4 protein-coding genes are annotated in these 6,190 nt (G+C 75.3%); 3 read left to right on the top strand and 1 reads right to left on the bottom strand.

What is annotated here, in order from left to right; genetic code table 11:
• Positions 1-65 precede the first annotated feature (65 nt).
• Entirely contained in the window at positions 66-1,931 is a 1,866-nt protein-coding gene (locus AB0E96_RS37045; protein WP_359830583.1) for a regulator, read from the bottom strand.
• Between the two features lie 368 nt (positions 1,932-2,299).
• Here AB0E96_RS37045 and AB0E96_RS37040 point away from each other — a divergent pair, with 368 nt between their 5' ends.
• The 3 genes from AB0E96_RS37040 to AB0E96_RS37030 form a co-directional block, all read left to right on the top strand.
• Positions 2,300-3,061, top strand: coding sequence for a 3-hydroxybutyrate dehydrogenase (locus AB0E96_RS37040; RefSeq protein WP_359830581.1), 762 nt, complete (start codon positions 2,300-2,302; stop codon positions 3,059-3,061).
• 151 nt (positions 3,062-3,212) lie between these two features.
• Complete coding sequence (locus tag AB0E96_RS37035; RefSeq protein ID WP_359830579.1) at positions 3,213-4,613, top strand: MFS transporter; 1,401 nt, start codon at positions 3,213-3,215, stop codon at positions 4,611-4,613.
• Positions 4,614-4,680: 67 nt separating this feature from the next.
• A partial coding sequence (locus AB0E96_RS37030) for a GAF domain-containing protein (RefSeq protein WP_359830577.1) occupies positions 4,681-6,190 on the top strand: 1,510 nt, incomplete at its 3' end.

Raw genomic sequence — 6,190 nt, 5'->3', positions numbered from 1 at the left:
GACCGCCACCCGCCCCGCCGGCGCCGGGCCGCTCCTGCCCCGCCCGGGCCACCGCCGCCCGCCGGTCAGATCACTCCGGCCTGCCGGGCCGTCTCCTCGAACGCGCGCGCCACCGGGCTGCCGCGGTACGGGGTGAGGCGGCGGTGGAAGTCCCGGACGTACTCCAGCGAGCGGGCCGAGCGCATCTCCCCCGCCGCCCGCAGCGCGTCCGTGGCCATGGTGCAGGCCTCGTCGAGATCCCCCATGCCGAGCCGGGCGGTGGCCAGCACCAGGCGGCAGAAGATCCGGCTGCGCGCGTAGGCGGGCGACCGCAGCCGCAGCGACTTCTCGGCGTGCTGCGCGGCCGTGCGCCACTGCTGGAGGTCGCGGTAGCAGTGGGCGAACTCGTCGGAGAGCTGGGCCTCGTCGAAGTACCGCGCCCAGGAGGGCAGTTCATCGCCCGCCCGGGCCGCCGCCAGGGAGCGCTCGGCGCGGACCAGGGCGGTGGTGCAGGACCGGACGTCGCCCAGCAGTCCGTGCCCGCGCGCCTCGGCGGCGTGCATCAGCGACTGGACGACCGGCGGCACGGCGGTGCCCACGCCCTGCTGGGCGACCCGGGCGAGCTGGACCGCCTCCCGGCCGTGGCCCAGGTGGACGGCCTGCTGGCTCATCGTCACCAGCACGTAGCCGCCGAGCGCGCGGTCGCCGGCGGCCTGGGAGAGGCGCAGCGCCTGGACGAAGTAGCGCTGGGCGAGGCCGTGCGCGGCGATGTCGAAGGACGTCCAGCCGGCCAGCCGGGTGAGGTCGGCGACCGCGCCGAACAGCGCCCGGCCGATCTGCTCGCCGTAGCGGCCGCGCAGCATCGGCTCGGCCTCGCTCTCCAGGTACCGCACCAGCGCCTGGCGGGCGTGGCCGCCGCCGTAGGCGTGGTCGAGCGCGCGGAAGAGGTCCCCGACGGCGCGAATGGCGGCGATGTCGCCACGGCCGACCCGCAGGGTGGGGCGGGACTCGCGGGCCGGGTCGGTGTAGGGCGGCTCGACGGCGACCGGCGGCCGGCGGCTCTGGATCGGCACCCGGCCGATGGTGGGGGCGGTGCCGGTCGTCCCGGCGGTGCTGCGGGCGGCGGGGGCCCCGGGGGCCGGTCCGCGCGCCGGGCTCCCGGGGGACGCGCCGGGCGCGCCCGGCGCCGGGGCGCCGGTGATGGCCGCGGAGGTGGCGCTGGCGGACGGCGGGCCGGTGCCGGCGTCCGGCCGGACCAGGGTGGAGCCGTCCCGGGCGACCCGTTCGTCGGTGCGGCCGATCAGCCAGTCCCGGCTGGGGACGACCAGGCCGGCCGGGGTGAAGGCGATCCGGCGCAGCTCGGACTGCGGGCCGTTGTCCTTGCGCCACATGCTCGCCACGATGTCGACCGCTTCCTGCGGCGTCTCGGCGAACTCCAGGCCGGCGTAGACCGGGGCGCAGGCGTCCAGGCCGAGGTCCTGGGCGGTGAGGCGGCGGCCGAGCCGGCGGGTGAAGACCTCGGCGATCAGCGCCGGGGTGGCCCCGCGCGGTTGCTGGCCGCGCAGCCAGCGGGTGACCGAAGTCTTGTCGTAGCGCAGGTCGAGGCCGTGCTCCAGGCCGAGCTGGTCGACCCGGCGGGCGAGTCCGGCGTGCGAGAAGCCGGCCTCCTCGATCAGCGCCGCGAGCTGGCCGTTCTGCGGGGCCGGGCCGGAGTGGCCGGGCCCGCGGGCCGGGGCGGGCGCGGGTTCGGGTGCGCCGGGGTTCTCGTGCCGATCGGGCGTGGCCTGCACCGGCAGCCGCAGGTCGTCGGCGTCCGGGGCGTCGGCGGTCAGCGTGTCGGCGGTCAGGGCGTCGGGGGCGTCCGGAAGGGTCCGGCCGACCGGCCCTCGGTGCTGGCCGAGCGGGTCGAGCGGTCCGTACGCCGGGCTGTCGGTTGCAGGCCGTTGGGGCATGTCTGTCAACACCTCTCGGACGTCGCACCGGGCTTCACCAGCACTTCGGCGGCCTGGGGCGGCGCCCCCTGTCGGGAATCGGCGTGAATGTAGCGAGCATTCGGGCGCTATGGGTGGATCTGACCGAGCAATCCACCGAACGGGTGAAGCAACCGCGCCCATTGTGGGGAAGCGCGACCGGGATGGGTTTGGTCTTCCGTGGCCGAACCGTCGGCGGTTCGGGGGCCCCTTCCGAGGGCCTCTCCGAGGGTCGATCCGCCGTTCGGACCGCGGGTCGGCCTCATGGCGGGCGGCACCACAGCCCAAGGGGATGCTGTGGCGGTCCGCCACATGGGAGCGAGGCCGTCGGATTCCTACCGTTCTCGGCCATGGACACCTCTACTGCCCGCCCGCTCGCCGGCCGCACGGCCATGGTCACCGGGGCCGCCTCGGGCATCGGCCGGGCCTGCGCCGAGGCCTTCGCCGGGGCCGGCGCCCGGGTCTACGTCGTCGACCTCGCGGCCGGCCCGGCCGAGGAGCTCGCCGAGCGGATCGGCGGCCGCGCGATCGTCGCCGACCTCGCCGACCCCGGGGCCGTGGACGCCCTGCCGGACGACGCCGACATCGTCGTCAACAACGCCGGCCTCCAGCACGTCGCGCCCGTGCACGAGTTCCCGCCGGACCGCTTCACGCTCATCCAGCGCGTCATGGTCGAGGCGCCGTTCCGCATCCTGCGCCGCACCCTGCCGCACATGTACGGGCAGGAGTGGGGCAGGGTCGTCAACGTCTCCTCCGTCCACGGCCTGCGCGCCAGCGCGTTCAAGTCCGCGTACGTCACCGCGAAGCACGGGCTGGAGGGCCTGAGCAAGACCGTCGCCCTGGAGGGCGCGCCGTACGGCGTCACCAGCAACTGCATCAACCCGGGCTACGTCCGGACCCCCCTGGTGGAGAAGCAGATCGCCGCCCAGGCGCTCGCCCACGGCATCCCCGAGAACGAGGTGGTCGAGCGGATCATGCTCGACCGCACCGCCGTGAAGCGCCTCATCGAGCCCGAGGAGGTCGCCCAGCTCGCCCTCTGGCTCTGCTCCCCCGCCGCCTCCTACATCACCGGCGCCAGCCTCCCCGTCGACGGCGGCTGGACGGCCCACTGAGCGGAGCGCGCTCCCCGGTCCGACCGCCCCGGCATGGGGCGGACAGGCACATTCGACCCCGGGACTGTGTGGGCCACCCACATAGTCCCGGGGTCGGCCGCTTCCTACCTTGTGGCGACATCGTCTCCCCCTGGTTCTGGAAGTGGTGGCCATGAACACCTCCGCGCGAGGCACGACGGCGGGCAGCTCACTCCCCAGAGTGGTGGCCGCGAGCCTGATCGGCACGACGGTCGAGTGGTACGACTACTTCCTGTACGGAACGGCGGCGGCGCTGGTGTTCGGGAAGCTGTTCTTCCCGCACAGCGATCCGCTGACCGGAACGCTGCTGTCCTTCCTGACCTACGCGATCGGCTTCGCGGCGCGGCCGCTCGGGGCGCTGGTCTTCGGGCACTTCGGGGACCGGGTGGGCCGGAAGAAGCTGCTGGTGGTGAGCCTGCTGCTGATGGGCGGGTCGACCACGGCGATCGGACTGCTGCCGACGTACGACTCGATCGGGGTCGCGGCGCCGGTGCTGCTGACGGCACTGCGGCTGGTGCAGGGCTTCGCGCTCGGCGGCGAGTGGGGCGGCGCGGTGCTGCTGGTGTCGGAGCACGGGGACCAGCGGCGCCGCGGGTTCTGGGCGTCCTGGCCGCAGGGCGGGGCGCCGGCCGGGAACCTGCTGGCGGCAGGGGTGCTCTCGCTGATGACGGCGGTGCAGTCCGACGCGCAGTTCCTGGCCTGGGGCTGGCGGGTGCCGTTCCTGCTGTCGGCGGTGCTGGTCGCGGTCGGGATGTGGATCCGGCTCGCGGTCGACGAGTCGCCGCTGTTCCAGCAGGCCCTGGCGGCCCAACAGCAGCGGCAGGAGCGGGAGCGGGACCGGCGGGCGGCCGCACGGCCGCCGCTGGTCGAGGTGTTGCGCGACCACTGGCGGGAGGTGCTGGTGGCCATGGGCGCGCGGATGGCGGAGAACATCTCCTACTACGTGATGACGACCTTCGTGCTCACCTACGCCGTCACCCACGCGCACTTCTCCAAGCAGACCGCGCTGAACGCCGTCCTGATCGCCTCCGCGATCCAGTTCGCGCTGATCCCGCTGTTCGGCGCGCTGTCCGACCGGGTCGGGCGCAAGCCGGTCTACCTGGTGGGCGCGGTCGGGGTGGGCGCCTGGGCCTTCGTGTTCTTCGGCATGGTCGACACGAAGTCCTTCGGCTCGCTGGTCACCGCCGTGACCGTCGGCCTGGTCTTCCACAGCGCCATGTACGCGCCCCAGGCCGCCTTCTTCTCCGAGCTGTTCGCCACCCGGATGCGCTACTCGGGCGCCTCGATCGGGGCCCAGTTCTCCTCGGTGGCGGCCGGCGCCCCGGCACCGCTGATCGCCACCGCCCTGCTCAAGGAGTACGGCAGCCCCACCCCCATCGCGGTGTACGTCGCCATCGCGGCGGCGATCACCGTCCTGGCGGTGCTCTGCGGCCGGGAGACCAGGGGCCGGGACCTCGCCGAGGTCGACGGACGGCCGGGCCCGGACGGCCCGGAGGCCGGCCCGGCCGCGGCCGGAAAGCCCGCCGCCGCCTGAGGACCGAGCCGGTACGATCGCGCTTTCTCGGAACCGACGGAACCGACGCCGATTGGCAGCACGCACCATGAACCACCCTCAGGAAAGCGCCGCACCCGCGCTGCGGCGACTGCTCGACCTGCTCGCCTCCGGCGCCGCCACCGAGGACTTCGCCGACGTGCTGGCCGACGCCCGCCGCCGCGGAGCGCCGGCCGCCGTCCTCGCCGAGATCGACGACGCCACCTGGCAGGCCCTGAGGGTCCACCGCACCCTGCGTCAACACCGGCGCCGCGAGGCCGAGTTGACCGCCCTCTTCGACACCGCCGGGGACCTCGCCGCCTCCCGGGACCTGGACACCGTGCTCCAGGCGATCGTCCGCCGGGCCCGGATGCTGCTCGGCACCGACACCGCCTACCTGACCCTGCCGGACGAGGCCGCCGGCGACACCTACATGCGGGTCACCGACGGCTCGGTCTCCGTCCTGTTCCAGACCCTGCGGCTCAGCCTCGGCCACGGTCTGGGCGGGCTGGTCGCCCAGACCGCCCGCCCGTACGCCACCCACGACTACCGCACCGACGAGCGCTTCCACCACACCGGCACGATCGACGCGGGCGTGCTGGACGAAGGCCTGGTGGCGATCATCGGAGTGCCGCTGCTGCTCGGCGGGCAGGTCATCGGCGTCCTGTTCGCCGCCGACCGCACGCCGCGCGCCTTCTCCCCCGACGAGGTCGCGCTGCTCTGCTCGCTGGCCGCCCACGCCGCGATCGCCCTGGACACCGCCAAGTCGCTGGCCGACACCCGGGCCGCGCTCGCCGAGCTGAACGCCGCCAACGAGCTGGTTCGGGCCCACTCCGCCGCCGTCCAGCGCGCCGAGCAGGCGCACGACCGGCTCACCGACCTGGTGCTGCGCGGCGCCGAGGTGCCGGACGTCGGCGCCGCCGTCGCCGCCCTGCTGGGCGGGGAGATAGCGGTCCTGGACGCCGAGGGCGAGCCGCTGGCCGGACGCTCCGCCCCCGCCGCCGAACTGGCCGAGGCGGTCGCCGCCTCCCGCGCCGAGGGCAGGTCCGTACGGCACGGCGAGCAGTGGGTCTGCGCGGTGCTGGCCGGCCACGACGCGCTCGGCACCATGGTGCTGCGCGGCCGGCCCGACCTCGACGACGCCGACCGGCGGCTGTTCGAGCGGGCCAGCGTCGTCACCGCGCTGCTCCTGCTGCTGCGCCGCTCCGTCGCCGAGACCGAGAACCGGGTCCGCGGCGAACTGCTCACCGACCTGCTGACCGCCCCCGAGCGCGACCCGGCCGGGCTCACCGCGCGCGGCCGCCGGCTCGGCGTCGACCTCGCCCGGCCGCACCTGGTCCTGGTCGCGGAGCCGGCCGACGGGCAGGCCGACGACCGGGGCCGGCTGGCCGGCGCCGCCCGGCGCTACCTGTTCGGCTCCCGGGGCGTCAGCGCGGAGCACGCCGAAACGGTGGTGCTGCTGACGCCCGTCGAGGCCGGCGGCACCGACGACCCCGAGGAGACCGCCCGGCAGGCCGCCGAGCGGCTGGCCCGGCTGGCCGGGTTCCCGGTCACCGTCGGCGCTGGCCGCCCGGCCGCCG

The sequence above is a fragment of the Kitasatospora sp. NPDC036755 genome (genome assembly GCF_040636595.1).
Lineage (GTDB): Bacteria > Actinomycetota > Actinomycetes > Streptomycetales > Streptomycetaceae > Kitasatospora.
The sequence above is the reverse complement of the archived record's forward strand: the minus strand, read 5'-3'. Positions and strand labels throughout refer to the sequence as shown.

What these genes read in the sequence shown, in the direction of transcription:
- AB0E96_RS37035 (WP_359830579.1), top strand. Translation starts at nt 3,213, where the DNA reads ATGAACACCTCCGCGCGAGGCACGACGGCGGGCAGCTCACTCCCCAGA.
- AB0E96_RS37040 (WP_359830581.1), top strand. Translation starts at nt 2,300, where the DNA reads ATGGACACCTCTACTGCCCGCCCGCTCGCCGGCCGCACGGCCATGGTC.
- AB0E96_RS37045 (WP_359830583.1), bottom strand. Translation starts at nt 1,931, where the DNA reads ATGCCCCAACGGCCTGCAACCGACAGCCCGGCGTACGGACCGCTCGAC.